At 57.9% G+C, this 24,336-nt stretch carries 22 protein-coding genes; 3 read left to right on the top strand and 19 right to left on the bottom strand.

Features of this window, described 5'->3' with window-relative positions; translation table 11 throughout:
* Positions 1 to 125: 125 nt before the first annotated feature.
* Positions 126 to 434 (bottom strand): hypothetical protein, encoded by a 309-nt coding sequence (locus tag OCY70_RS00850; protein WP_213429046.1) that lies wholly within the window; start codon positions 432 to 434, stop codon positions 126 to 128.
* Positions 435 to 603: 169 nt separating this feature from the next.
* Here OCY70_RS00850 and OCY70_RS00845 point away from each other — a divergent pair, with 169 nt between their 5' ends.
* Positions 604 to 990 (top strand): helix-turn-helix domain-containing protein, encoded by a 387-nt coding sequence (locus tag OCY70_RS00845; RefSeq protein WP_213429047.1) that lies wholly within the window; start codon positions 604 to 606, stop codon positions 988 to 990.
* 118 nt (positions 991 to 1,108) lie between these two features.
* Here the strand turns inward: OCY70_RS00845 and OCY70_RS00840 are convergent, their stop codons facing one another.
* From OCY70_RS00840 to OCY70_RS00780, 13 genes are all read right to left on the bottom strand, one after another.
* Entirely contained in the window at positions 1,109 to 1,264 is a 156-nt protein-coding gene (locus OCY70_RS00840; protein WP_261944498.1) for a hypothetical protein, read from the bottom strand.
* 235 nt (positions 1,265 to 1,499) lie between these two features.
* Positions 1,500 to 1,790 (bottom strand): sigma factor, encoded by a 291-nt coding sequence (locus OCY70_RS00835; RefSeq protein WP_249725280.1) that lies wholly within the window; start codon positions 1,788 to 1,790, stop codon positions 1,500 to 1,502.
* 72 nt (positions 1,791 to 1,862) lie between these two features.
* Positions 1,863 to 2,072, bottom strand: coding sequence for a hypothetical protein (locus tag OCY70_RS00830; RefSeq protein WP_213429049.1), 210 nt, complete (start codon positions 2,070 to 2,072; stop codon positions 1,863 to 1,865).
* Positions 2,030 to 2,917: a hypothetical protein gene (locus tag OCY70_RS00825; protein ID WP_261944497.1), complete on the bottom strand. Its 888-nt coding sequence runs from the start codon at positions 2,915 to 2,917 to the stop codon at positions 2,030 to 2,032. Before OCY70_RS00825 ends, OCY70_RS00830 begins: the two co-directional genes overlap by 43 nt.
* Positions 2,917 to 3,129: an ABC-2 family transporter protein gene (locus tag OCY70_RS00820; protein ID WP_249725281.1), complete on the bottom strand. Its 213-nt coding sequence runs from the start codon at positions 3,127 to 3,129 to the stop codon at positions 2,917 to 2,919. Before OCY70_RS00820 ends, OCY70_RS00825 begins: the two co-directional genes overlap by 1 nt.
* Before the next feature lie 43 nt (positions 3,130 to 3,172).
* Complete coding sequence (locus tag OCY70_RS00815; RefSeq protein ID WP_249725283.1) at positions 3,173 to 3,385, bottom strand: hypothetical protein; 213 nt, start codon at positions 3,383 to 3,385, stop codon at positions 3,173 to 3,175.
* Positions 3,386 to 3,392: 7 nt separating this feature from the next.
* Complete coding sequence (locus OCY70_RS00810; RefSeq protein WP_213429051.1) at positions 3,393 to 4,478, bottom strand: ABC transporter permease; 1,086 nt, start codon at positions 4,476 to 4,478, stop codon at positions 3,393 to 3,395.
* Entirely contained in the window at positions 4,441 to 5,133 is a 693-nt protein-coding gene (locus OCY70_RS00805; RefSeq protein WP_213429052.1) for an AAA family ATPase, read from the bottom strand. The genes OCY70_RS00810 and OCY70_RS00805 overlap by 38 nt, the downstream gene beginning before the upstream one ends.
* A gap of 56 nt (positions 5,134 to 5,189) precedes the next feature.
* A complete protein-coding gene (locus OCY70_RS00800) occupies positions 5,190 to 6,374 on the bottom strand; it encodes a radical SAM protein (protein WP_213429053.1) in 1,185 nt (394 codons plus the stop codon).
* Entirely contained in the window at positions 6,371 to 7,465 is a 1,095-nt protein-coding gene (locus OCY70_RS00795) for a hypothetical protein (RefSeq protein ID WP_213429054.1), read from the bottom strand. Before OCY70_RS00795 ends, OCY70_RS00800 begins: the two co-directional genes overlap by 4 nt.
* 82 nt (positions 7,466 to 7,547) lie before the next feature.
* On the bottom strand, positions 7,548 to 9,098 hold the full coding sequence (locus OCY70_RS00790) for a peptide ligase PGM1-related protein (protein ID WP_213429055.1): 1,551 nt from the start codon (positions 9,096 to 9,098) through the stop codon (positions 7,548 to 7,550).
* Positions 9,091 to 9,354, bottom strand: a complete 264-nt coding sequence (locus OCY70_RS00785) for a phosphopantetheine-binding protein (RefSeq protein ID WP_213429056.1) — start codon at positions 9,352 to 9,354, stop codon at positions 9,091 to 9,093. Before OCY70_RS00785 ends, OCY70_RS00790 begins: the two co-directional genes overlap by 8 nt.
* Positions 9,355 to 9,621: 267 nt before the next feature.
* Positions 9,622 to 16,134: a S8 family serine peptidase gene (locus OCY70_RS00780; RefSeq protein ID WP_261944496.1), complete on the bottom strand. Its 6,513-nt coding sequence runs from the start codon at positions 16,132 to 16,134 to the stop codon at positions 9,622 to 9,624.
* A gap of 519 nt (positions 16,135 to 16,653) precedes the next feature.
* Here OCY70_RS00780 and OCY70_RS00775 point away from each other — a divergent pair.
* Positions 16,654 to 16,869, top strand: a complete 216-nt coding sequence (locus OCY70_RS00775) for a hypothetical protein (protein WP_213429058.1) — start codon at positions 16,654 to 16,656, stop codon at positions 16,867 to 16,869.
* Positions 16,870 to 16,928: 59 nt separating this feature from the next.
* A complete protein-coding gene (locus OCY70_RS00770) occupies positions 16,929 to 17,228 on the top strand; it encodes a hypothetical protein (RefSeq protein WP_213429059.1) in 300 nt (99 codons plus the stop codon).
* 413 nt (positions 17,229 to 17,641) lie between these two features.
* Here the strand turns inward: OCY70_RS00770 and OCY70_RS00765 are convergent, their stop codons facing one another.
* From OCY70_RS00765 to OCY70_RS00745, 5 genes are all read right to left on the bottom strand, one after another.
* Entirely contained in the window at positions 17,642 to 18,925 is a 1,284-nt protein-coding gene (locus OCY70_RS00765) for a Gfo/Idh/MocA family protein (RefSeq protein ID WP_213429060.1), read from the bottom strand.
* An 83-nt stretch (positions 18,926 to 19,008) separates the two neighbouring features.
* A complete protein-coding gene (locus OCY70_RS00760) occupies positions 19,009 to 20,676 on the bottom strand; it encodes a response regulator (RefSeq protein ID WP_213429061.1) in 1,668 nt (555 codons plus the stop codon).
* Positions 20,677 to 20,690: 14 nt separating this feature from the next.
* Complete coding sequence (locus OCY70_RS00755; protein ID WP_261944495.1) at positions 20,691 to 22,424, bottom strand: sensor histidine kinase; 1,734 nt, start codon at positions 22,422 to 22,424, stop codon at positions 20,691 to 20,693.
* Positions 22,425 to 22,463: 39 nt separating this feature from the next.
* The gene (locus OCY70_RS00750) at positions 22,464 to 23,342 is read right to left on the bottom strand and encodes a carbohydrate ABC transporter permease (protein WP_213429063.1); all 879 of its coding nucleotides are present in this window, start codon (positions 23,340 to 23,342) and stop codon (positions 22,464 to 22,466) included.
* A 21-nt stretch (positions 23,343 to 23,363) separates the two neighbouring features.
* The gene (locus OCY70_RS00745) at positions 23,364 to 24,269 is read right to left on the bottom strand and encodes an ABC transporter permease (RefSeq protein WP_213429064.1); all 906 of its coding nucleotides are present in this window, start codon (positions 24,267 to 24,269) and stop codon (positions 23,364 to 23,366) included.
* Positions 24,270 to 24,336: the final 67 nt, after the last annotated feature.

The following is a 24,336-nucleotide window of genomic DNA, read 5'->3' as shown; positions in this document are numbered from 1 at the left end:
GTAAACTGGAATGAACGACGCAAAAGGCCGAGTTCCGGGTAACGTACCCTGACTCGGCCTTTTGGCTTCCTTGTTCCCTTCTGGATCAACAGACGGGGAAGGGATTGCCCTTTTCCGTTGCAAAATTAGGATTTCATTATTGTCGTCATCGTCTTCTCCAGCTCTTCTTCCGAGTTTTGCAAAAAAATGAGCATTTTCAACCCGTCCTGAACCCCCTTGGCATAGAACCAGCCTATCTTCACTAAGGCGAGTTCCGCGTGCGCATCCAGCCATTCCATGTGCAGGCCGCTTCCCCGTTGTTCGAATTCGAGCTGCAATGCGCGTTCTAATGCTTTCCGTTTATTCTGCAATGTTGCGATCTCCGGCAGCAGTTCCACTTGCTCTTTTAGATATTCCAGGCGTTGATGCAAGGTTTCTTTTACCCAATCGGACATATTACATCCTCCACATCGATTTCTGAACTATCAGCTTTGCCTCATTCCTCTTTTTGATTTGGAATCTCTACGAACGTTCTATTATAGTATAACATTTTTAACTTTGTTATGTTATAGTGATATCTCTTTTTCTTCTATGTTTTACTAACCTCTAACTGAGGTGACTATCATGTCAGATTTACTAAAACTTGTTGGCGAACAGCTAAGAATGATTCGATCCGCAAAGGGACTAAGTCAGGAGCAGGTTGCGGAAAGAACCGGCAAAGAAGGAATGAGCAAGTCACGCATTTCGGATATCGAATCCGGAAAAGTCAACGTAACCTTGAAAACATTGGAATCGCTTATGCATGCACTCGATATTGGACCGGCTGAATTGTTTAATTTTCAGAAGCTCCATGGCAAGGATGGCATCCAAGAGAAGCAAATGCTTCTTGATCTCCATAAAATTGCGCTGATGGAAAGATCGATTGACGAGGTCAAATATGTCGTTCGGACCGCAAAAGACTTTCTTGAAACGATAGATGCCCAAGCTGCAAAAGAAAATAAAAAGCGTTAATTTTCTCCGCCCCGGCCGCTTTCCGGAGCCGTAACGCAAAAAAATCGGAGGGCGGCTTGCGCTCTCTGATGGATATCTATCGGGTTGCCTCGATGCTCTTTTCATGCCGCCCCTGTCTTTACTTCCTTGGACCGGCTTGGTCCACCCCGTAAATCTTTCCTTTTTCATTGACTATCGCCGTAACGGTCAAGCCGCCCTTTTTCGAGAATATATACCGATTCATGTCAACCTTCACTTGATAGCCCGTCAGATCGATGCCGAAGATGTTCTTCATGAGCGGTTTCATCGTTTTGATGGCTTCTGCCTGCGAATACTCGGGCTTGGCGAATTTCTTTCTTTACCTCCTCTTCGGAGCCTACGGCTGTATTTTCTTGCCCCCACATTTTATTTTCTAGTGATATGCCCTGATTTTCACATATTCCTATTACATGGCGTGTTATAAAATGCAATCTTCTGTAAAATCCTGCTCGTGACTGGCGGCTTGTACCCTGAACCGATAAGCGGCAAAATCAACCGGAAAGACGGCGGCTTGGAGAATGCAGTTCTTTTTCCCCTTGGCGGATGCCGTGCGCTCTTAGACACAACCAGGTTTGGAAGTATGCAGGTTCTCTCAACGTATGAATCGCGCGATATGCCTTGTAGATCGCTTCTTGAATGACATCCGCGCAATCCTCATCCCGCCTCAATACGGAGCGCGCCAAGCGATACAGGGTACGCTCCATTCCCGTTACGAGCCGAATGAATGCTTCGCAGTCTCCCTGCTGAGTCAACCTCACCTTGTCTACCGTTAGCACATTCATGCACAAAAAGCCCGAAAGCAAGCCATCCTGTTCAGGATAACTCCACTTCCGGGCCTGGCCTCCTCCCCGCGGTCACGCTAGGGAATTCGTTACTTGCGGCGCGATATTGTGCGCCACGCGGCTTGGCGATGCGATATGGCGCCACGCCAGTTCCTCCAGCTCCTGAATCTCACTGCATAACTGCGCGATGATTGCCGCATTAGCGCTTCCGCCGTGGATGGCCATGAGGAAGAAGTTTTTCAGCATATCCGCCTTGCGCGCAATGCCGCGCAGCAGTTGCACCAGGCTCCGGTCCCCCTCCGCCGCTTCCACGAAGCAGGAGAAGGCATAGCGGGAGCCCGCAATGAATTTGAAGGCATGCGCATGGCAGTCATACAGCCCGGCCAGACTCCCGAACGGACCCGTGCCGCCGCCGCCGCATTGGCGCGGACGATCTCATAGTAGGTATAATCCCCCTGCTGCCCCGCCATGCGATCCGCATACCTCTCCCGAATCCTGCACCAGTCCGGTCTCGCCTTCGCTTTCGGCTTGCGGAGCAGAAAAACGGCCCTGTACGCCGGAACCTTCCACATCCGCCGAAGGTCCTCTTCCGATATATCCCCTTCGTAATCGGGATACGTATCGCGAATCGCATAGCGGCCCGAACCGCCAGGAGCCGGCGACCACCCGCATACCCATATCGAATGCGCCGCTTCCGGGTCGCCGAACGTTCCCGGATTCGCATAAAGCGCTTCTCCGCAGGAAATCCAGAGGAAGGCCGCGCAAGCCCCGTAATCGAGGCGCTGAAGCAGCGGGGCAATCTCCTCTTCATCCGCGTAAGGCACCTGTTCGTAAGGAATGCCGATCAGCTCCAGCTCGGATGGCTCCAGACAAGGGGAATGGTACAACCATGGCTTCGACTTTTTCACATACAAATGCTCGTAAATCTCCTTCGTGCTCTCCCACGCGTTATAATAGAGCGCCTCGACCGGCATTCCCCACTCCTGCAGCGCCAGGGATAACTGAATGGCCCGGCAATCGAAGAAGCCGGTCTCGAACCGCTGTCTCTCTCGTACATCCAATACAGCAACACTCCCTTCCTTCATCATCTTGTCATGATGAATCATGCCGCAGCGCCGGACTCTCATTAGCTCCCCGCGCTGCTGTACCCCCTTACCGCCCGCTTCCAGCACCATCTGGCCAGCAGCAGAAGGAGAAGCGGCGCCGCAGCCGCCCAGGCGACATCCCCGGCGCTCAGCTCGTTCATGACGAACTTGGGCGCATAATTGCTGATGAGGAATACCGGGATTACGTAGACGCCAATGCGCTTCAGCCACGGCGGGAAAATATCGAGCGGCATACGTGTAGGTGCCAATGAACAGCAGGATATGATCCGGCGTCAGCTAGCCAATATGCAGATTCGTCTGATACACAATCAAAATGTACAGCGCCTTCGCGCATAAAAAAGCGATTTCGACCGCAATGCCCATCCAGAAATTAAAGCGGTACTCCATGCTGGCTGCCAGGCAGTTGCGGATAAAAACGCCATACAGCCGCAAATACTCCACTCCCGTGCGCCATGCGTCCCGGAAGCGCGCCCGTCTCTCTCCACCCATCGCCGCCTCATCCTCCCAACCCGACATACCGCTTCAGGCCAAGCCGCCATGCGATGTGAGCAGTCCCGGCCAGCAGCATGATCCAGACGCATTGGATGGCAATGCCGCCGAGCGCTTCGCTTGCGGGAATCCGGCCGGTCAGCACATTGACCGGGAAATAAATCGTATATTTGAACGGCAGCAGGCTGAACCATCCGTTCACCGTCTCGCCGAACACCTCGAGCGGCACGATGCCGCCGCTAACGATCTGCACGATAAGTCCGGTGATAACGAAAAAGTACGAAATCTCCGCCAGCCGGAAGGCTAGCGCGCAGATCGCGTAGGATAGCAGGAATTGCACGGCCGCGGCCAGCAGGAGGGCTGCCGCGAACAGGGCGAGGCGGACAGGCGGCAGCGGCGCATGGCCGTAGCGGACGGCGGCGAGCAGCACGGCGGCCACGAGGCCGAGCAGCACGGTGTCCGGGATGACCCGGCTCCCGGCATAGGCGGAGAGCCGATAGCCGAAATAGCTGATCGGACGGACCAGATACGCGTTCAGTCCGCCGCTCTTAATGTCTTCCGCGCTCGTGTGCTTCAGTTGGGTCATGACGAGCTTCGTTACGATGCCCGACAGCATCGTGTACAGAATCATCTGGCTGTAATCGTACCCGTACAACACCCCGTCGGCGGACGAGCGGTACACGGCCGTCCAGATCAGCGACTGGATGCCGATAGGGAAGACCAGGCTGACAAGCCCGATCAGGAATTGAAGCCTGTATTCCATTGAGGCCTGCAGCCCGATCTTGAACGCGGCGCCATACTTGCCGGCAGCGATCCGGAAGCGGCCGCCCCTGGAGCTGCCCGGCCCGGCTGCGGGCGCCTTGCCGTCCGCCGTCCCGGTTCCGTCCGCAGGCAGGCCGCCGTTATCGAATCCGGCCCTGCCGTGCGGCCGGTTGCGCGGCTTCTCTACCGGTTGGTTATCCGGTTGGTCATCCGCCTGATCATCCGGCTGATCATCCGGTCGGTCGCTCGGGTGGTCATCAGGGCCGCTGCCATCCCGCAATCGCGGTTCGCCGCTATCCTTCCGTCGCGTGCCGGGGCGCCTCGTATCCATCCGCTCGCACTCCTTCACCTTCCGACTTGGCTGCGTACAGCCTCTCGATCGCTTCCTCGACCGGGATCTCCTCCACCGTCCAGTCCTCGACCAGATCATGGTCAAGCAGCAGACGCGCCAGCGGCTTCACTTCATCCGCCGCCACCTCAAGCTCGGCCGTCACGCCGTGATGGGCGCGGACCTCCGCCAGCATCTGCACAAGCGCTCGCAGCTCGGCCGGGGGAATGTCGGCAGCGAACCGCACCTTCATCCGCTTGCGGCGGCCGAAGGACGCGCTTATTCGCGCCAACTCCCCGTCATAGGCGATTTTCCCGCCGTGAATGACGAGCGCCCGGCCGCATACCTGCTCGATATCGCGCATGTAGTGGCTCGTCAGCAGAATCGTCGCCCGCTTCTCTTCCTGATAAGCCCGCAGGAATTGCCGCACATTCTGCTGGGCGGCGAAGTCCAGGCCCAGCGTCGGTTCATCGAGGAACAAGAGCTGCGGCCGGTGAATGAGCGCGGCGATAATCTCCATCTTCATCCTGATGCCGTCGACGGCATGGCGGTACAGCTCCTCGCGGCGGAACAGATGGCGCAGCGAATGCCGGAGGCCGCTCTGCTTGCGGTAATAAGCGAAGGTCTTGCTCAATCCCCGCACCGTGATGGCGCTCATGGCAGCTCTCTCCTTCCTTGTCCGCCCCGCTCCTGTTCCCGGCCCGGGGCCGGGGATTAGGCGCCGTTGTTGTACAGCAGCACGCATTTCGAGCAGACCGGCGTCAAGCCGCAAGCGAGCGCCTCGCGGTGTTTCTGGTAGCCGTCGCCGTGAAAGACGTCCTTCAGGCTGCCGTCCCGCAGATCGGCTGCCGTGAATTCGGGGAAAAACTTGCATGGGTTCATCTTCCCGTTCGGCAGCACATCCATGCGGGTCGACAAGGCCAGGCACTCGGTCCGCCCCATGCCCGGCCGGTCCGTGCCCAGCACGAAGCTGCGCACCTCGTCCGGCTCCAGCGCTGGCTGGAAGCGAATGCGGTTCTTCCATACGCGCGAACGCAGCTTCTCCATCTCCGCGAGCAGCGGCTCGATATTGTCCGGCGACAGATGGTAGGTGAAGGAGTGCCAGCTCTTTTTGCCCGCCTCCGCGTCCCGCCGGGCCGCCTCAAGCCAGCCGAAATGCTCGGCGAAGTACGTATCCATCCGCTCGGCGACTTCCTCCGGAATATACCAAGGGAAGACGAAGTAGACGGAATTGACGCCGACCTCCTCGAAAAATTCCATGAAATCGTACAGCCGCGTGACCATGGCGTCGTTGATGGTCAGGCTGACCGACACATCCCCGCGGAATTCGCCTGCGCGCTTCCGCTCCAGCAGGAGCTCGATCGCGGACATGACCTTGCGGAAGGTGCCGCGTCCGCGTATCGCATCGTTCTCCGCCTCGAAGCCTTCCAGGCTGGCGAGAAGCGTCACCCCTTCCGGCAGCTTCAGCAGCGACTCCAGCTTGGGCTCGACAAGCACCGCATTCGTGCAGATGGTCGAGATGCGCGGATCGGAGGCCAGCAGCTCGCACAGCTCGTCGAACTTGGAATATATCAAGGGCTCGCCACCCCATAAGTACATGCGGGACCGGAAGGGCCGCGTCTCCTCGAAGATGCGCTCGATCAGGGCAAAATCGATCTCCCTCCGGGCCTCCTGGCGCTCGAACTCATGATGGTAGCCGTCGGGATTCCATTCAAAGCAATGTTTGCAGCGCAGATTGCAGCCGTTGTTCAGCTTGATGCCGATATCGCCCGGCAGATCGAAGGCGAAGGAGCGATCCAGCTTCCGTCCGCGGCTGGCCGCGCTCCGGTTGTTCAGCGTCTGCTTCATCGAGCGGAATTCCGCCGGGGTCAAGGTGGCGCTTGTCTTCGGTTGGGTCATGGGTACATCCCTCCGTAATCAGATAGTGATAGCGCATGTCTTAGCAGATTGTGATGAAGCGGCTCCAGCGCGCTGCGCGCAAATCCGGACGCCGCCCAGCGGTTGTAGGATATGCCGAAGCCGAGCCGTTCCCACAGCAGCGCGTTGGCCCGCTCATGATCGCCGAACGGCTCCAGATAGACGAGCGGCGTCGCCGCGGACAGCGAATCGACGAGCGTGCCGCCGCCGGGCTTGCTGACGATGGCCAAGCTGCGGCGGATGGCGCCATATAAGCGCGGGCCGTCCTGGCCCCGCTCATAGATCGGCGCTTCCCCCGCCTTCCATTCCGCCATCGGCGGATAAGGCGGCTGCTCGCGCCGCGCCGGCTCCTCCGACCACGGGTGCCACGCCGGGTCGGTGAGATAGACGCGATCGCCAGGCCGCGCCGCCCTCAGCTCGTCGGGATCATAAGCGACGAGATCGAGCCCGTACCGCTCCTGAAGCGCGGGGATCACGCCGCGGTAGGTGCCGATGCCCCATCCGCCGCCATGGACCGCGATCCGCTCGTCCCGCTCGGCATTGGGCAGGATCGGCTCATCGGACATCGCGAGCCGGTAATGCAGCTGCGGCTGCTCTCCCTCCAGCCGGAACAGCCAGTGATGGCGGAAGCGGGGATAGGTCTCGCGATAGACGCGGTAGGATGGCGTGTCGATCGCGTCGAGCCGGAGAAATTCCGCCCGGATCGTCTCGGGGTGAATGCGCCGTTCGTATTGCTCCAGAATAGGAGCCCAGAAGCCCGTCACCGACAGAAAGATGCGGCGTCCTTCGGCTTCCCAGCGATCGAGCAGGGCATCCACCGCCCCGTCCGCAAGCGACGGGCCGATGCCGCGAACCAAGCGCGTGCCCATCAGGGCCGTGGCGAAGCTGGCATGGAACGCCTGCTTCGCCCGGACAAGCTGCTGCCGCGTCTCTTCCGTGAACAGGCGTTCCAGCACCTCGAATTCCGCCGGAACGCCGCGCTTCCGCAGCCGCTCCAGCAGGCGGATGCCAGGCACGTACGCGCCAAGCGAATTGCTTGAGGTCAGGATAGTAACAGGTGAAGCGGATTGCATAGATGACACCTTCTTTTTTCCATTCATACTTGGCCGCACATGGCGGTTCATTCACCTTCGTCCGTTCTCATTCGTTCCGTTCTCAATAGATGCGGAAGCCGTACGCCGCCAGCGCCTCGCGGAGCCGCCGGCTTATTCGCTCACTCTCTTGCCGGCTGCCGGCGGCCAGCGACACATACCAGCGTCCGGACGCCCGTCCGCTGCCCGGCGCGAACAGCGTATTGGCGGACAGCGGTACGACGCCTTCCCGCCGTTCCGGCGTGAACAGCAGGCCGGTTCGATCAAGCCGGGCCAGCAGTTCGGCGAACCGTTCCGCCTGCTCGTTCCAAGCGTCCGCCTCCCGTTCAGCCCGCTCCATTTCTCTGATCGTCCCGGCCGAGGCCTTCCACGCGTCCGGCAGCCCAAGCTGGAGGCAGGACAGGAAGCTTCGCTGTCCGCATCGTTCCCAATGCGTGTCGAGGCTGTAATTGAGCAGCCCCATTGAATGCCGCGCGTTGATCTCGACGACGGGATGAACGCGGCCGTCGGCGAGCAGCATCGAATCAACGCATGCCGGGCCGAAGTAGCCCTCCTCATACAGGCATGCCGCCAATTGCTCCATTGCCGCGAAGTACCCGGAAGCGTTCAGCCGCTCGGCCAATTCGGGTTCGGCCGCGTGCGATCCGCCGTAATTATGCCCGCGGTTCGCCATCTGCTGCACGCCAAGGAGCGAGACGGCCCCGTCCGGCTTAATCTGCAGATGGCAGGAGAAATCAAGCTCTTTCTTCAGCCACGGCTCCAACAGAAGCTGCACCCGCTTGCCCGCCCGCTGCCGGTCCCGGATATAGCCGATCAGCCGTTCCAGCAGCGGCGCGGAATCGACGGCAAGATTGCCGCTGCCCGATACGCCGTACGGATCCTTCAGCACGAGCTTCCCGGCCTGCCGCAGCAGCTCCGTCCCGATGCGCATCGCCTCGTCGGCATCCTCCGCCAGATGCCCCGGCGGATTCCAGCCCAAGCGGGCCGCGAGCCGATGCGAATATGCCTTGGAATTGACCCGGGCCGCGATGTCTGCGGCGGGAAGCCGAGCCGCGACACCATAACGCCGGGCCAGCTCGGCGGCGGACGGGATGACCGCATAGACAGCCCAGGGCAATTCCTGCAGGCGGCGGCGCCACTGCGCCTGATCCGGCTGGCTTGCGATGGCCCGGAAGACATCGTCTCCCCCTGTTCCGTCAGTGCCGCCGCGTTCGCTCGTTCCGCCATGCTGACCAGTTCCGCCTTGTTCGCACGTTCTGCCACTTTCGCTAGTTCTGCCCGGTTCGCGAGTTCCGCGAGTTCCGGTTCCGCTAGCCCCGCCCCCGCCTGCCGATACCGCCCGGAAGCGGAAGCCAATGTCCCGCAAATAAGCCGCATGGACCGCATTCATGGGCTGCCGGGTGATCAGCACGCCGTCCTCGCCGCAGAACGGGAACAGCAGCTCGTCCATACATCCGGCGACCGTTCGCCCCTGAGCCGCTTGAATCGCAGGCAGCTTCGCCAGATGATCGGGACGCCAATACGCTTCGGCATCGAATGTTCCGAGTACGATCCGAGGCCCGTCATAGACCGGCTTCAGCAGCGGCCTTACAGCCTCCGGGGCCGGATTACGCATCCCGCTCCGCCTCGGTGTCCAGCTTCCCGAGGAAGCCCAAGAACGCCCGCACGCTCTGCAAATGCTCGTACTCGAACCGTTCGAAATCGATCCGCACCTTCAACCGCTCCTCCACCTTCAGCATAAAATGAATGAGCTGAAGCGAATCGAGCCCGACATCGTCAATCAGATTCGTCTCCGGCGTCAGCCGCAGCTCCCAGGCCGGATCCTCCTTCGCCTCACTGACGAGGCGAGCCAATGTGTCGATTGCGTGCATACCACCACTCCCGTTCTCTGTAAGTCGGATCGAACATCCTTAACCAACATATGAAGTCAAAACAAGGAATATTTCACTCGATTTAAATGATATCGCTTTCACTTTCATCTTTTTTCATTGATATTCCCGCTGCCTCCCACAGACTCGCACCCTGCGGTTGCCCGCATTTTTTCTTGCCGCAGCCATCCCCTGCCTTCGCGCTTCATCCCCAAAAAACCGTCCCGCAAGGCTGCTGCTCCCTTGCAGGACGGCTCTGTTATCTGCTGTCTACATATGTCCCATTTGCTGTAATACGCGGTACAGGAGGACCGCCACCTGCGCCCGGGTCGTCAGAGCATCCCCTGCGAACCCGTCCGCGCCCATGCCTTTGACCAATCCGGACTGGTAGGCATACGCTACGGCAGCGCGCGCTTCCGGCGACACCTGCTCCAGCGCCGTCTCGTCCAATTCCTCGGCCGGCCCTTGCGGCAGCTCCGGATCGAGCGCCGTCACGAGCAGGACGATCATCTCCTCGCGCCGCAGCGCTTCATGGGCCCCCGGCTCGCCGGACCGCCGCTTCCAATCGGGCTCCTTGCCCGTGATGCGGTCCAGCAAGGCCATGAATTCGGCCCGCGTCACCGGATCATTCGGCGCGAACCGGTGTTCATTCCGGCCTGACGCGATATGATGGGAAGCCAGCGCTTCAATCTTGGCGCAGCCCCAATGCTGCGCGATATCTGTAAATGTCTTCGCGTATTCCAGTCCCGCATATTCGCCCGGCTGCCGTACCGGCACAGTCAGGACATGGTTGCCGTTCTTGCCCGGCCCATTGGCGATCTGCTTCGGCAGCCCGGCATAGGCCCACGGTTCCGCTTCCTTGCGTCCGTAAATGCCGGCCGCTTGCGGACGCCGGACGAGTTGCTCGTCCAGTTCCAATTCCAACAGCAGGGGCTGGTTCCAAGCCGTACTCTTCGAGCCGTTGCCCGGCTCGCCCGCCTGTCCGCCCGCTCCCTGTTGCTTTTCAACTGCCGGTTTTTGCTCCTGTGCCTGCTGTGTCCGCACCGGGGTTTTCATGCCGATGATGTCCGACACGAGCGCGGCGGTATCGCCCGAGACCAGAGCCTGGCGGGCGCCGTCCACGCCGGAGCCTTCCTGAACGGAGAGAGTCAGCTTCAGTCCATCCCGGTCAATGAAATCCGGGATCGCTTCTGCCGGCACGGTCAAAGCGAAGCGGAAGCCCTTCAGACGAAGCGCCTTACCGGACTTGGCCAGACGCTCGGCCGAAGAGGCGATTATCTCCAACCCAACTGCTCTGTACTCCTTCCATGACAACGAGGATAGATCGAGCGCGACCGGAGCGCCAGCTTCCTCCTTGTCCAGCTCCTTCTCCAGCCAGTCGGAAGCAATCCGCACGCGCGCCTGCGTGCCGCCCTGGCCATCGGTCGCATACAGCATCCCTATCAATTGGCCATCCACCCGAATCGGGGTCCCGGTTGGCGAAGCCGGGCTCGAGCTTGAACTTGAACCGGCTCCCGAGCCCGAAGCAGATGATGGCGGATCCGGGCGGGTTGTTGGCGGCGTCACGATGTCCGCTCCCTTCACCTTCACGAGCGCCTCTGTCTTCAGCGTTCCATAGGCAATTTGGATGCGGGCCTCCCCTTCTCTCAGGGCGGCAATGCGGCCGTCCGCTTCCGCCCGGACGACTTGAGGGTTGGAGGAAGTGAACGACAAACCTTCCGTAATCGGGACGCGCTTCACTTCTCCTGCGGCATAGACGGCCGCCGTCACGGTCAACCGGGCCGTTTCCCCCGCCTTCAATGTCAGCTCCTCAGGTTGCACATGGATCGAGCGCACTTCCTCCGTCGGAGGCACATCGGACTTATTTACCGTGACTGGCACAACCGCCTCCAGCTCTTCATAGCTTACGGTCACCTCCGTCTCGCCCGCTTGAATGCCGGTGACCCGTCCCGCGTCATCGACCGCGGCAATGCCGGCATCCTGCGAACGGAACACCAGGCCCTTCACCAGCGGGACCGTCACTTCCTTGCCCTCGGAATAGACCGCTGCCGTGACGGTCAATTGCGAAGTCTCGCCTTCCGTCAATGCCAGCTCCGGCGGATGGGCGGCAATCGAACGAATCTCGCCCTCCGGGATGTCCGGAACCGGGGTCACGGTGACCCGAACGCTATCTTCCAGACCCTCATACGTTACCTTCACCGCCGCTTCGCCTGCCGACCGCGCCGTGAGCAAGCCTTCGGCACTCACTTCAATGACCTGTTCACCGTCTGCCGCATAGGCGGACAATGCGGTGACATCGCGCTCGTTCCCGGCTTCATCCTCCGCCTTGACATGCAATTGAAGCTGTTGTCCTTCGTACAAGCTGATCTCACGCGGCTCCACCGTAATCTTCACTGCCGGTTGGGCAGGATCAGGGTGCGTAATGCGCGCGCGGATCATATAGTTCCCTTGCAAGGCTGCCGCCCGTGACCAGGTTCCATCCTCCAGCCTCCAGGACCGGCCGTGATTGACGCCCTCTTCATCGACGGCGAGTCCCGGCACGTCGGGATAAGAGCCGTCCTGGATATAGACGATATAGAAATCCCCGTCAACGAACGGACCATTCGGAAAAGAAAGCTCGGTCCATTCCCCGTCCAGGCGGGCCGTTCCCGCGTGCGGGCCGGAGAGCAGCTCGCCCGGCTGCCCGTCGGGTCCCGATGCGTCATACAGCGCATATCGGAAGGCCGTTCCGCCCGGAACCGGCCATCCATGATCCCAGAAGAACATCCGCGCCCCGGTCACTTGAGCCGGGCCGTCGCTTGTCATGCGCACCGCATACCCATTGCCTGAACTATAAAAAGCTACCGCATTATCCCCCTTCCCCCGATCGTAAGCCAGCTCGTCGTCCGTCCCGCGGAAAGATTTCAGCGCAATCGGGTTCGTGACAGTCCCTTCCGCACGGATCTGCTGTTCAAAAGGCAAATACCCGCGCGCGGAGACGAGCAGCGTGTAATCTCCTGCGTAGACTTCTAACTTATAGTTCCCCTGTTCATCCGTAACGGCGGTTGGCACATGCGCATCTTCCCTCACCCGTACCGCCGCCCCGGCAATCGGCTGTCCTGTCGCCTTGTCGGTAATGACGCCGCTAATTGTGGAGCTTGAGATCGGTTGCAAATGAATATTCGCCTCGGTCCGCTCCCGATCATTTATCGTCACCGTCTGTTCGGCCGTGTGATAGCCATACGCTTCCACCCGCATCGTATACGTCCCCGGAGGGTGCGTCAGCCGATAGCGGCCCGTCCCGGAATCGGTCTTCGTCGAACGGTCCGTCTCGACGATCGTAACCGTCGCCGCGGCAGGAAGGCCGGAAGAGAGTTTTCCCTCCCCGTCTGCCATCTGAAGGGAGGCTGTCTCCTGCTTCATGCTTCTCCACGCCGATAAGCTCGGGGCCGCTGGCTCTTTCACCGCCGCATCTTCCCTCGAAGTCACTCGTTCTTCCTGGTCCGCCGCTCCCTTCCCCGCTTCTTCAGCAGGCTTGACCCCGGTCCCGGCTGGAATGAATGTCTTGACTGGCAGCGTATCCCGCACCTGAATATCATCCAAATACCAACCGTTCGCCAGAGAGGCTTCTCGGGTCTTCAGCCGGAAGCGGATGTTCACCTTCTTGCCGGCGTATTTGCCGATGTCGATCTCATCCATATACCAAAACCTTTTGGGATGGTTCGTATTATAGGTTGGCTTCGGATAGGCCGCCACACTTTGCCACGCAGCGCCGCCATCCTCGCTAATCTCGACGTAGCCCTTATCGCCGTCCTCCAGATCATACCACTGCTGAAAGTAGAGCGACGCATGCTTTGCTCCCGTCAAATCAATTTCCGGGGAAATGATGCTTTGATTCGTATTTTTCGAGACATATCCAGCGAAGTTCGTGCCGATGACGTTCTTGCCGGAGACGGCCTTCGGCGGTCCAAACTTCGGATCGGGAACCCCATGCTCCCACTCGTTCGGCTCGCCTTCACGCGTCCAACCCCTGTCCCCGCCTTCGAAATCTTCGCCGTAAATAAGCTCGCCGCCGGTAAATGTCCAGCTCACTTCATTCGAAGCTTCGCTAAGCACATGGCTGTATGTCCTCGCCTTGGCGAGATAAAAGTATGTTCCCTGCTGCGGCAAAGGGTGGTCGGCGAAGTTGCGCCCTGTGCTCACGCCAATCTCCTCGTACGATCCGCCTGGCTCCGGCGAACGGTAGATGACGTACTCCTTCACTTCGCCTTGCGGCTCCTGCTCCCATTCGAGGATGACCTTGCCCGGAGCGTTGCTCCGCGCCTTCACCTTGGGAGCGTCTGGCTTGAAGTCAGTCGGTCCGATAAGCTCGATATCGTCGACATACCAACCTTCATCGCTTCCGTAGGCTCCCCGGAGATTAAAAAGAACGAAAATCCGATCTCCTTTGTACGGAGACAAATCGATGTAGTCTGTTTTCCAATCGCCGCTTTTCCCGTCAAATTGCTTCGCGAGCTCGAATTCGAATTGCTTCGACTCCCGCCCGATAAAAACCTCTGCCTTGTCCAGCAGAATAGAATACCAGCTTCCGAGCTTATGCCAATGCTTGAAGCTCAGAATCGTATGCTCGCTGTCCCGCAGATCGATAAGCGGCATGACAAAGTAGGTCTCTTCCACCCCGATGGGGTAATTGCCGTCAAGCCGGGTCGCCATCACTTTGCTTCCCGAGCTTGCCTTGCCCGGCCCGCTCGTCGGCACGCCCCATTCCCAGATGCCCGGTTCCCCGCCGAAGCCGTAGCCTTCGATGTCCGTCTCGAAGTCCTGCGCATATCCGAGCTTGACTCCCTCCGATACTTCTACGGGCCACCAGGCGGATACCTCCTCGTTGCCTCCGAAATCCACTGCCCGAATCCGGTATTCGATTCCAGCAGTGTCCAGCATCGATGACGGGATGATGCCCTCATAGATTCCATCCCGGTAATCCCCCGACATCCGGACCATAGATATTGCAGTTCCAGCCTGTTCCCCCTTCCTCTTCACTTCCAGTTCCGCCCGGGTGACGCTTGTGTCGTCCGTTATTCGGGCAGATACTTCCTGATCCAGCGCGTTGAACACGAGCGTCAGGGGATGATGCTCGATGACCGGTTCTTCGGCATCCTCTCCATCCACCGTTACCGCCCCTTCAAGCTCGCCCAGACCCGCTTGCTGGGCGGAGACGGCATTCAAGGCATTCACGATGCCCGATCCATAGCCATTGTTCGGACTCTGCGGGAACGTATTGTCCGTCAACGGGATGGCCGTGTCCTTCAAAATCTTCTCGACTTGATCCACCGTCAGCGAATGGTTGGCCTGCAGCAGCAGCGCGGCAACTCCGGCCACATGCGGAGCGGCCATCGATGTCCCGCTCATGAGAGCGTAAGAGCCGCCCGGGACGGAGGAACGGATGCTAACGCCAGGCGCCGACACTTCCGGCTTCATCTGCCCGTAAGGAGACGGGCCCTGAAGCGAGAAATCAGCCAGCCGGTTGCTGCTGTTGACCGCTCCGACCGCGAAGGATTCCGGATAGTTCCCGGGCGGAGTGATAGACCCCGGCCCGCCGTAATTATAAGGCGGCCTCGTATTGCCTGCCGCGAATACAGGCACGATGCCGGCAGAGCGCCATGACCGGACAATATCCTGAAAAAACTCGTTCTTCCCGGCCTGCACGCTTCCCCAGGAATTGTTGACAATGTCCGGAGCCAGCTCGGGATAGGCGCGGCCCGATTCGTCCGTCGGCGCCAATATCCATTCGCCTGCCGCCAAAATGCCCGCGTCCGTCGCCTCGCCAGCCGAGTTGAAGATGCGCGCGGCGATCCATTTCGCCTGCGGCGCGACCCCGATCGGGTTGGTGCCATCGGGCTCCGATCCGACCATTGTGCCCATCACATGCGTTCCGTGGGTGTTGCCGTCAAAAGGCAGCTTCTTCTTTTCCGGCGTGGCGTCATACCAGTTCAGCTCTGGCCGATCGACCTGCCCTTGGGCATTATAGCCTCTCCACTTCCGATTCAGCGCCGGATGATTCAGATCGACGCCCGAATCCATGTTGGCGACGACGACGCCCATGCCGTCAAAGCCTTTGTCCCACGCTTGACCCACATTCAAGTTGCGCAAATTCCAAGGCAGCTCGACGGCTGCCGCGGCTCCTCCCGTCCTATGCCGGGCCGATTCCCCCGCGCGATCCGCCCTGGACGGCTCGGTGTCCGCTGCGGCTTGCCCCTCGTCGAGCACCTCCAGCATGTATTTGTGGTTCGGGGTTATGCGCTCTACCGCAGGATGGGCTGCCAGCCGCTCCATCACCTCCCGCGTGCTCGTCACCGCGATGGCATTCACGATATAGAAGGAGCGGTAATCCTGCACCGAGCCATTCTTTAGGCCCGCTTCCAGTTCATCGCTGATCCCGGCCTGAGTCCGCTCGGCCGTCTCCTTCAAGTCGTTCAAGACAAAGCTTCGCACGGTCAGCTTGCGCTTCGCGGACGTCTCCCCGCTCAAGGCGGAGTAAGATTTGGCCAGCTTCGCCGCGGCCTCCACATCGCTCTGCTCCCGCAGCTTCACAATATAAGTCCCTGTCCCTTCCTGTCCGAACTCGCCAAATACTTCTCCATCTACAACGGCGGGAGGCAGCCGGATCCTGTTGGATTCCGCCATCCTGACCGAATTATCGGTCTGCTCTCCCGCGTGCGCATGCACTCCCGGCACGGAAGTCATGCCCATAATGAGCGCGATGACGAGAATCAGCCATCGCCGAAGCCAAGCTTTGCCTTTCACATTACATTCCTCCTTGTCTCGTATTCTATTCCCCTGATGAACAAGCCCAAGAAGTTAATAGAATTGTACACAAATTGAAATATTTTGTAAATATATTTTTGTAACCCATTTATGGTTCCCACTCTCACATTCGCGTTCTTTCTATTTTGGAAGAAAGTATTCCCGAGCCAAAACGTCAAAATAGCGCTTCGATCGTCACCAATCTGCAAGGAAGGGAGCTTCATTCGGCATGTGCCCGTGTCAAAATATGTCCTAATATTCTGACTTGCCTGCTCGCAAAATCAGCCAGTCCCTCGGTGCTTTTCGGCCTCGTTCCCTTGTTCCTGCGACCCTGCGATGCAGGCCTCGCTGTTAGTTGCCCGCCTTTCTGTCAAACATTTTCAATGATTGGCCGATATAGTAAATAACATCCTGAATCTAGCAACTCGATAGTATACAACCCTACTTAATCTTTAAGGAGAAGGAGACGAAGCGATAAAAATCAACAACGGCCCGCTGCTTCCCCCGAACCTGTACAACATGAGCAAGCCAGAGGGACACACCGGACGCGCTATACAGTTGGAAGCGGGAAGTCCTGTTGGCGCGAATTATGATACGGTTGAGATCAGTCCGGCCGGACGGAAGCTGGCGGAGGATGCGATTGTGCACCACCCTGCGGAGCCGGTGCCTATGCCCGCCAAGCCGGCCGGAGCGCCTGACGATTATATCAACATTGGCGATCTCCGGAGGGCCTGACGATTAAAAATCAACATTGGCGATCTGATGAAGCGATTTGATCCGGATGGACATCAGAGATGAATGAAGCTATTGTCAACGACGGCGACTGGTTCGGCATATTGATGAAGTTCGTCCACCGCATCCCGGACAACAAGCATTGGATCGGGACGTACCTGAAGGAGGAACAAGAGGGGATAACAGCGGCAAAAACGGCATCGGCCTTCTCTCCTGGGCAGACGGTTCAACGTACAACGCCAGATAGCCCGGCCTTGTCCGAGCTTCAAGCTCTGTTGAAAAAGAATCCGTCCAGGTTGGACGATGAGACGGGACGGAATCTTCTCTTGTTCGTGCGAACGCTGCAAGCCGAGACAAAATAGAATCGGGATTTCATTTTTGCCCCGGGAACTGGGGCTGTCCCTGTAGCTGAGCGAGACAGTCCTGCCCCTGCTTCTCACAGCTCAACTTGCCGGAAAAACTGTAAAAATGCAGTTTTCCTCTATGACGTTTACCCCGCTACAGGAATTCCTGCAAAACTGCACCATTTTCAGCCTATACACTAGATCGAAAGCAGAAATTACTAAAAATGATGTACTTTTGCAGGAAAACCATCAAACAGTAGATATAATATCGTAAATTGCTGCATTTACGCAGGATTTAACTGCTGAGGGAGTAGAAGACATCCCGAAGCAACATATACATGCAGAAGCCGGGCCTCGGACCCCGGCTTTCTATCTATCTGCCTATGTTTTTCATCATAGAAGCCGCCCTTGGGCTGAAGCCCGTCGTATATCTACACGCGGGCTTCCACCATTACCCGGTTGATCATATCCGCCAGCTTGACGGGCATGCCTCCCTGGAGACGGAATTCCTCCGCGGCAAAGGCGATTAAGTGGCTCTGCAAGGAAGCTGTCGCCGAGGTCAAGGCCGACGCCGCCGCTTCCTCCTGATGCTCGCGCACCAGATGCAGGAAATCGGCGACCATCCGCTCGTCCCCGCCGCCATGGCCCTCGCCGGAGACGCCGCAATGGAACTCCACCCGCTCGCCGGTCGCGAATCGCTTCAGCGTATACGTTCCATCCTCCATATTGCCGATAATCTCGCCCTTCGTGCCCATGATGCGAACGCTCCGGATTTCTTGCTCCGCGAAGGCCGACAGCGTGAAGTTGGCATTGGCCCCGTTCGCGAATTCCATGTTGACGATCTGGTGATCGGCCACATTGTTATCGCAGCGGTAGACGCAGCGTCCGAACGGTCCTTCCTTCAATGCGGTCATGATGCCTTCGGGCGACAGATCAGATGTAATATAGCGCGCCCATGGGTGCTCCGGCGGCTGGTTGTACAGCTTAAGCGCCGAGAAAGGACAGCTGCGTTCCACTTGGCAGCCGTCTGTGCAGCGGGCGGCGGAGCCTGCCGGGGCATGCTCCTCCCGGAAATGCAGCAGCGATCCGTAGGAGCTGACGCTGACGCACGGCTCATCCATGAGCCAGGAAATAATGTCGAGATCATGGCATGATTTGGCGAGAACCATCGGACTCGATTCGTCTGAGTTCCGCCAATTGCCCCGCACGTAGCTGTGCGTCATATGGCGGTACCCGACATATTCCGAATGCTGGATCGTCGCGATCGTGCCGACCTCTCCCGCCTCGATGCAGCGCTTGATGCCGGACCAGAACGGCGAATACCGCAGCACATGGCTGACCGTCAGCACCCGGCGGTGAGCGAGGGCGGCCTGCTCGATGCGGATGCACTCTTCGGCCACGGGCGACATCGGCTTCTCCAGCAGGATATGATAGCCCAATTCAAGCGCCTTCATCGCTTGCACATAGTGCAGCCGATCCAGCGTGCTAATAATCATGACATCCGCGATGCGTCCCTTCTCGAAGGCCTGCTCCCATGAATGATATACATACTCCGGCGCAATGCCGTGAATCTCCGCTATGCGCTGCCGCCGCTCCTCATTCGGCTCCGCGACCGCCACGATTTTCAATTCATCCGGATGCTTCTCCGCATAGGGACCATAGATATAACATCCCCTGCTGCCGGCTCCAAGCAATACGGCAGTTACTGTCTTCACAAGGGTTCCTCCTCGTCATGGTGATTGCTGTGCCCTGATCGTACGTCACCGGACGAGGAGCCGAAAGAGACTTTTCCATACATTCATATACTCTTCTTGACTTCCCTGGCCTGCCGCTGAAGCCGATATTCCTGCGGAGTCGCCTGATTCTGCTTCTTGAAAAAGCGGATAAACGCCAACGCTGAATTGTAGCCCAGCGCCGCCGCGATCTCATTGACCTTCCTCGGGCTGTTCAACAGCCATTCCTTCGCCTTCAAATTGCGGTATTCGTTGATGTAGTCGGACAAGCCGATTCCCGTCAACTGCTTATACAGGCGCGAGAAGTAAGACGGATTGAGCCCGACATGATCCGCGATAGCGATAAGCGAAATATCATGAGACAGATGCTCCTCGATAAAGCGGTGCACCTTCTTGACCAGATCGGCGGGCACCTGCCCTCCTTGGGCAGCCTGGCGCGTGAAGAAGCAGTCGCCCAGATTCCAGAAATACTGCTTCACGTCCGGCCAGGACACGGCTTCATCCTTCTGGTACAGAAGCGTCGCGTCCAGCTTCGCGTGCACCTCCTGGCGGAACGGCTCGTTCTGATCCATGCACGACAGGAAAATGGAGGCGAGGGAATGATACAGCTCCATTTTGCGGCCGTAGGCATGCGAGTCATCCGTCCAGACCGTGGTCAGGTGAAGATACAGATTATTGAACTCTTCCCGGTGATTGTTCTCCAGACATTGCAGGAGCAGCTGCAGCCGGGTATGGTGGCAGTAGTCGCTCGCCTCTTCTTCGCCTTCCTGCAGCTTGAGCAGATCCGAGTCCGTGACAGTCACGGCGGGAGACAGGCCCAGCCCGTAGACGAAGCAATATTTCAGCATATGGAAGCGTTCCGAGATCATGGCCCAATTCGTCGGCTCGCTGCTCAGGGCGAAGGAGACCGATACGCGCAGCAAGCGCTGGCATGTCTGCTGAATGTTCTCCAGCATGGCGCTGATATGCGAATACCCCTTCTGCCACGCCCCAGCCTCGGAGGGACCTGTCTCCCGGGGCTGCAGCAGCCATACGATGCGGGAATTATCGCAGACGCAGGAGTAGCATTGCATCTGCGGCGCCGCGTACTCTTCGGCAATGTTCTGCACGGCGTACAGCAGCAGCGCCTTGTCCAGCGGCGTGAACGATTCCTTCCACGTGTCCACCCGCCCCAGCAGCAGAAGTATCGGCCGTTCCGCCTGCAGCGGAATGCCCAGCTCCCGCAGGTGGAGCGCCCGCTCGGCCGCTGCCTCCTGCTTGCCCTGCAGCAGCTCCCATATATACTCCTTCTGCAGCAGCGGCAGCGCCTGGCGCGCCCGTTCATTGGCCCGCTCCAGCATCCGGAGCTGATCCCCTTCTTCGTCCAGCTTCGCCATCGCGCGCTCGACCGAGCTGATGATTTTGTCGTCGCTCTCGACCTTCAATATATAATCGAAGCCGCCATACGCCATGGCGCTCCGGATATAATGGAAATCATTGTAGCCCGTAAGGAAAATGACTTTGCAGGACGGCCAATCCGTCTGAATGATCTGCAGCAGCTCGATGCCTTCCAGTCCCGGCATTTTGATGTCGGATATGACGATATCCACCCGATGGCTGCGCATGATCTGAAGCGCCTCTTCGCCTGAATACGCTTTCATAACTTCCAGCTCCAGATGCTTCGTGGTCTGGAACAAGTCCAGCAGCCCGTCAACAATGATGGGCAGATCGTCTACGATGAGCAGTCGACGCATTGCCGATTCCTCCTTTATTCTACGCCAAGATGTATAAGTACTTTGAGTCCGCCAAGCGCAGAGCGCGACACTTCCAGCCCGTATTCCGCGCCATAGTGAAGCTGTATCCGCCGGTGCACGTTGATAAGCCCCGTCGTCTCCTCCATGCGGTCAGCCGAATGCGCTAACCGGGCGCGCAATTGCTCCAGTCTGTCATCATCCAGATTGTTGCTGTTGTCTTCCACGCAAATGGCAATCCCGTCGGCCCGCACCTCGCTGTGCACCCGCAGCTCGCCCGGTCCCGCCATGCCGCCGAGGCCATGCTTGTAGGCATTCTCGATAATCGGCTGCAGCACCAGCCGGGGAACCCGCAGCGGCGGCGTCTCGACATCGAAGCGGACCCGGATGCGATCGCCGCAACAGATTGTCTGCATCTCCACGTAAGTCCGCGAATGCTTTACTTCCATCTCCAGCGGAATGACATCCTCATCGTCCCGGGTAATAAATTGAAAATATTCGCCGATGTAGAGACAGAATTGATAGGCCTTCTCCTTATGCTCGGACTTGATGAGCCGGCACAGCACGAAGAAGCAATTGTACAGAAAATGCGGATTAATCTGCGATTGCAGCCGCTTTAGCTCGGATCGCTGGTTGCGTATCTGCTGTTCATAATTTTGCTCGATCAGCGTCTTGAGCGAATGAACGGTATCGTTGAAGGCCTGGTACAGATAACCGAATTCGTCGCGTCTGCGTTCTATCGGAACCGGCACCAGCTCCAGCTTCTGCACCCGCTTGAAGCCATGAATCAATCTCATCAACGGGCGGTACATCAGCTTCATCAGCGAATACGAAAAAAACGTTCCCACGACAACCGCAAGACCGCACGCCCACAAGAACCACTGTTTATACGTCTGAATCGGCCCCAGGACGGCGGATTCCGGGATGCAGGTGACGGAATAGGATTTCCATACGTCCGAGTACTTGAATACGGTAAGATAGCGTTCGCTTCCGAAATCGACCATCTCATAGCCTTGCTTCCTTCCCGCAAGCTGCTTCTCGCGTACGAACTCGGTAAGCGCCAGCTCCTCAAGCTTGGAGTGATCATTGCTGCGAATCACCCAGCCCCGCTCCATGTTCATCAGCATGCTCTCGCCGCCCAATGAACCGGTAATTTGTTCCAATGCTTCCATGATCTTGCGCGTAGACAGTTCTACGCCAACGACATAGAGCGGATCCTTGAACGTATTGGTTGGATACTGCATCGTCAGAAAAAGGCGATCGTTCCAGTAGATGAACGGGTCGTCGTAGAACGGCCCGCTATGCTGCATTGCGGCATATTCCTCCTGGCTCATCCCCGTCTCGTACTGCACGCTGAGCAGCGTGCGCCCGAGCTTGGGCACATACGCCTTCGCTTCGCGAATGAACGGGCTCGAGTTCTTCATCAGGTCGAGCCGCTTCTGAATGAGCGTGATGCTGTGCGCGCGCTCATAATACGTCAGATCGGTGCCGAGCGCCGCCAGTTCCATCAGATCATTGTCCATCACATAGTTCGGCAAATACTGCACGATGCGCTGAACCTCCTTATCCAGCGAATCGAGGTAGAAGCTGGTCGTTTTCAAGGTCGAATGCGAGATTTCCGTCTGAATGCTGTCCGCTCCCCGCTCATTGATGAACCACGTAATCATCATGAGGGGGAGCAGCACAATCAGGAACACGCCCATCATTTTCATAAAAATCGAGGAATCCTTCAATCGGAATAATAGCTTCATGACGCGTTCCCCCAGGAGTGAGTTGTTCGGGTTGAACTATTATTCTTTGACACTCCCCATCACAATTCCTTTAATGAAGAACCGCTGCAGGAACGGATAGATCGCCAGGATAGGAAAAGCGGCGACAAAGATTTGCGCGGCTTTGCTCGTCCGGTCGGACAGCTTCTGCATCAGCTCGATGTCCTGGGACTTCAGGAAGCGAAGATCCATCTTGATAATAATCGACTGCAAAAAGGTCTGCAGCGGATATTTGTCCGGATGGTTCATCAGGATCATTCCGTCGAACCAGCTATTCCAATGCCAGACGATGGTGAACAGGCCCGTCGTGGCGAGCGCCGGCAGAGAGAGCGGCGCATAAATTTTCCACAAGGTCGTAAAATGGCCCGCCCCGTCAATCTTCGACGACTCCTCCAATTCCTTCGGCAGATTGCGGTAGAAATTAAGCAGCAAAATGATGTTGAATACTTGAATCGCGCCCGGCAGCACCAAGGCCCAGATCGTATCGATGAGCCCGACCGCCTTGACCGTCATATACCACGGAATCAAGCCGCCGTTGAACAGAATCGTAAAGACGAATACCCATACATAAAGGGTACGCATCCGGAATTGACTTGTTTCCTTCGATAACGGATAGGCCGTTAAAATCGTCAAAAAAATGCTGAGCGAGGTGCCCAATACGACACGCTGAATCGTAATCCAGAAGGCGCACAAATATTCCGGCTTGCCGAATACGTTATGATACGCCGCCGGCGTGAACTCGACCGGCCAGAGCAGCACTTTGCCCGCGGAGGCCGCATTGCCCGAGCTGAATGAAATCGCGAGGATATGAATGATAGGCATGAGACACAGAAGCGACAGCACCGCCAGAAATACGAAGTTGCAGCCCAGAAACAGTCGTCTGCCGAATGACTTTTTCATAAGTATGACCGTTCTCCTTTGCTAGAAAATGCGATAATTGGCGAAGCGGTAGGCCATGACATAGGATACGGAAATCAAAATAAACGAAACGACCGATTTCAGCAATCCGACCGCCGTGGCGAATCCGTACTGCGCCTGCTCGATACCCATCCGATAGACAAAGGTATCGATGATATCCCCGCTCTCATAGACCTGCGGACTGTACAGGTTGAAGATCTGATCGAAGCCCGCATTGAGCACGTTGCCGATATTGAGCGTCAGCATCAGCACGATAATCGGCATCATCCCCGGCAAGGTGACGTACAAGGTCTGCTTCCAGCGGCCCGCGCCGTCAATCTCCGCGGCTTCATACAGCGCCGGATTAATGTTGGTGAGCGCGGCCAGGTAGATGATGGTGCCGAAGCCGAACTCCTTCCACACATCCGTAATGACCATGACGTAAGGGAACCAGCTATTGTCTCCGAGGAAAAAGGTCGGCTTCACGCCGAACAGCCCCAGCACTTGATTCAATATGCCTGTAGATGGAGACAGGACGTCAATGACAATGCCGCTCAGGAGCACCCACGATAAGAAGTGGGGGAGATAGACCATTGTCTGGAATGCCCGCTTGACCCATTCCTTGCGCAGCTCATTCAGCAATATCGCGATCGTAATCGGGACGACAAGACCCGCGATAATTTTCATCGTTGCAATGTACAAGGTGTTGAATACGATCCGTCCGATGTCCGGATACTCGAGAAGGAACTGGAAGTTCTTCCACCCGACGAACGGAGAGCCGAACAGCCCCTTGGTCGGGATATACTTTTGAAATGCCATCAATATGCCGGCCATCGGAATGTAGCTGAATATGATGACGAAGATGAGCCCGGGAAGGAGCATGATATGCAGCGGCCATTCTCGCTTCCACATACGAGACCATTGATTCATTATGCATCACCTGCTTGGAGTAATTAGAAAAAGGGGGGAATCGAAGCATTCCGATTCCCCGCACAGC

The sequence above is a fragment of the Paenibacillus melissococcoides genome, assembly GCA_944800085.1.
GTDB lineage: Bacteria > Bacillota > Bacilli > Paenibacillales > Paenibacillaceae > Paenibacillus_B > Paenibacillus_B melissococcoides.
This window is presented reverse-complemented; position numbering and strand designations above follow the sequence as displayed.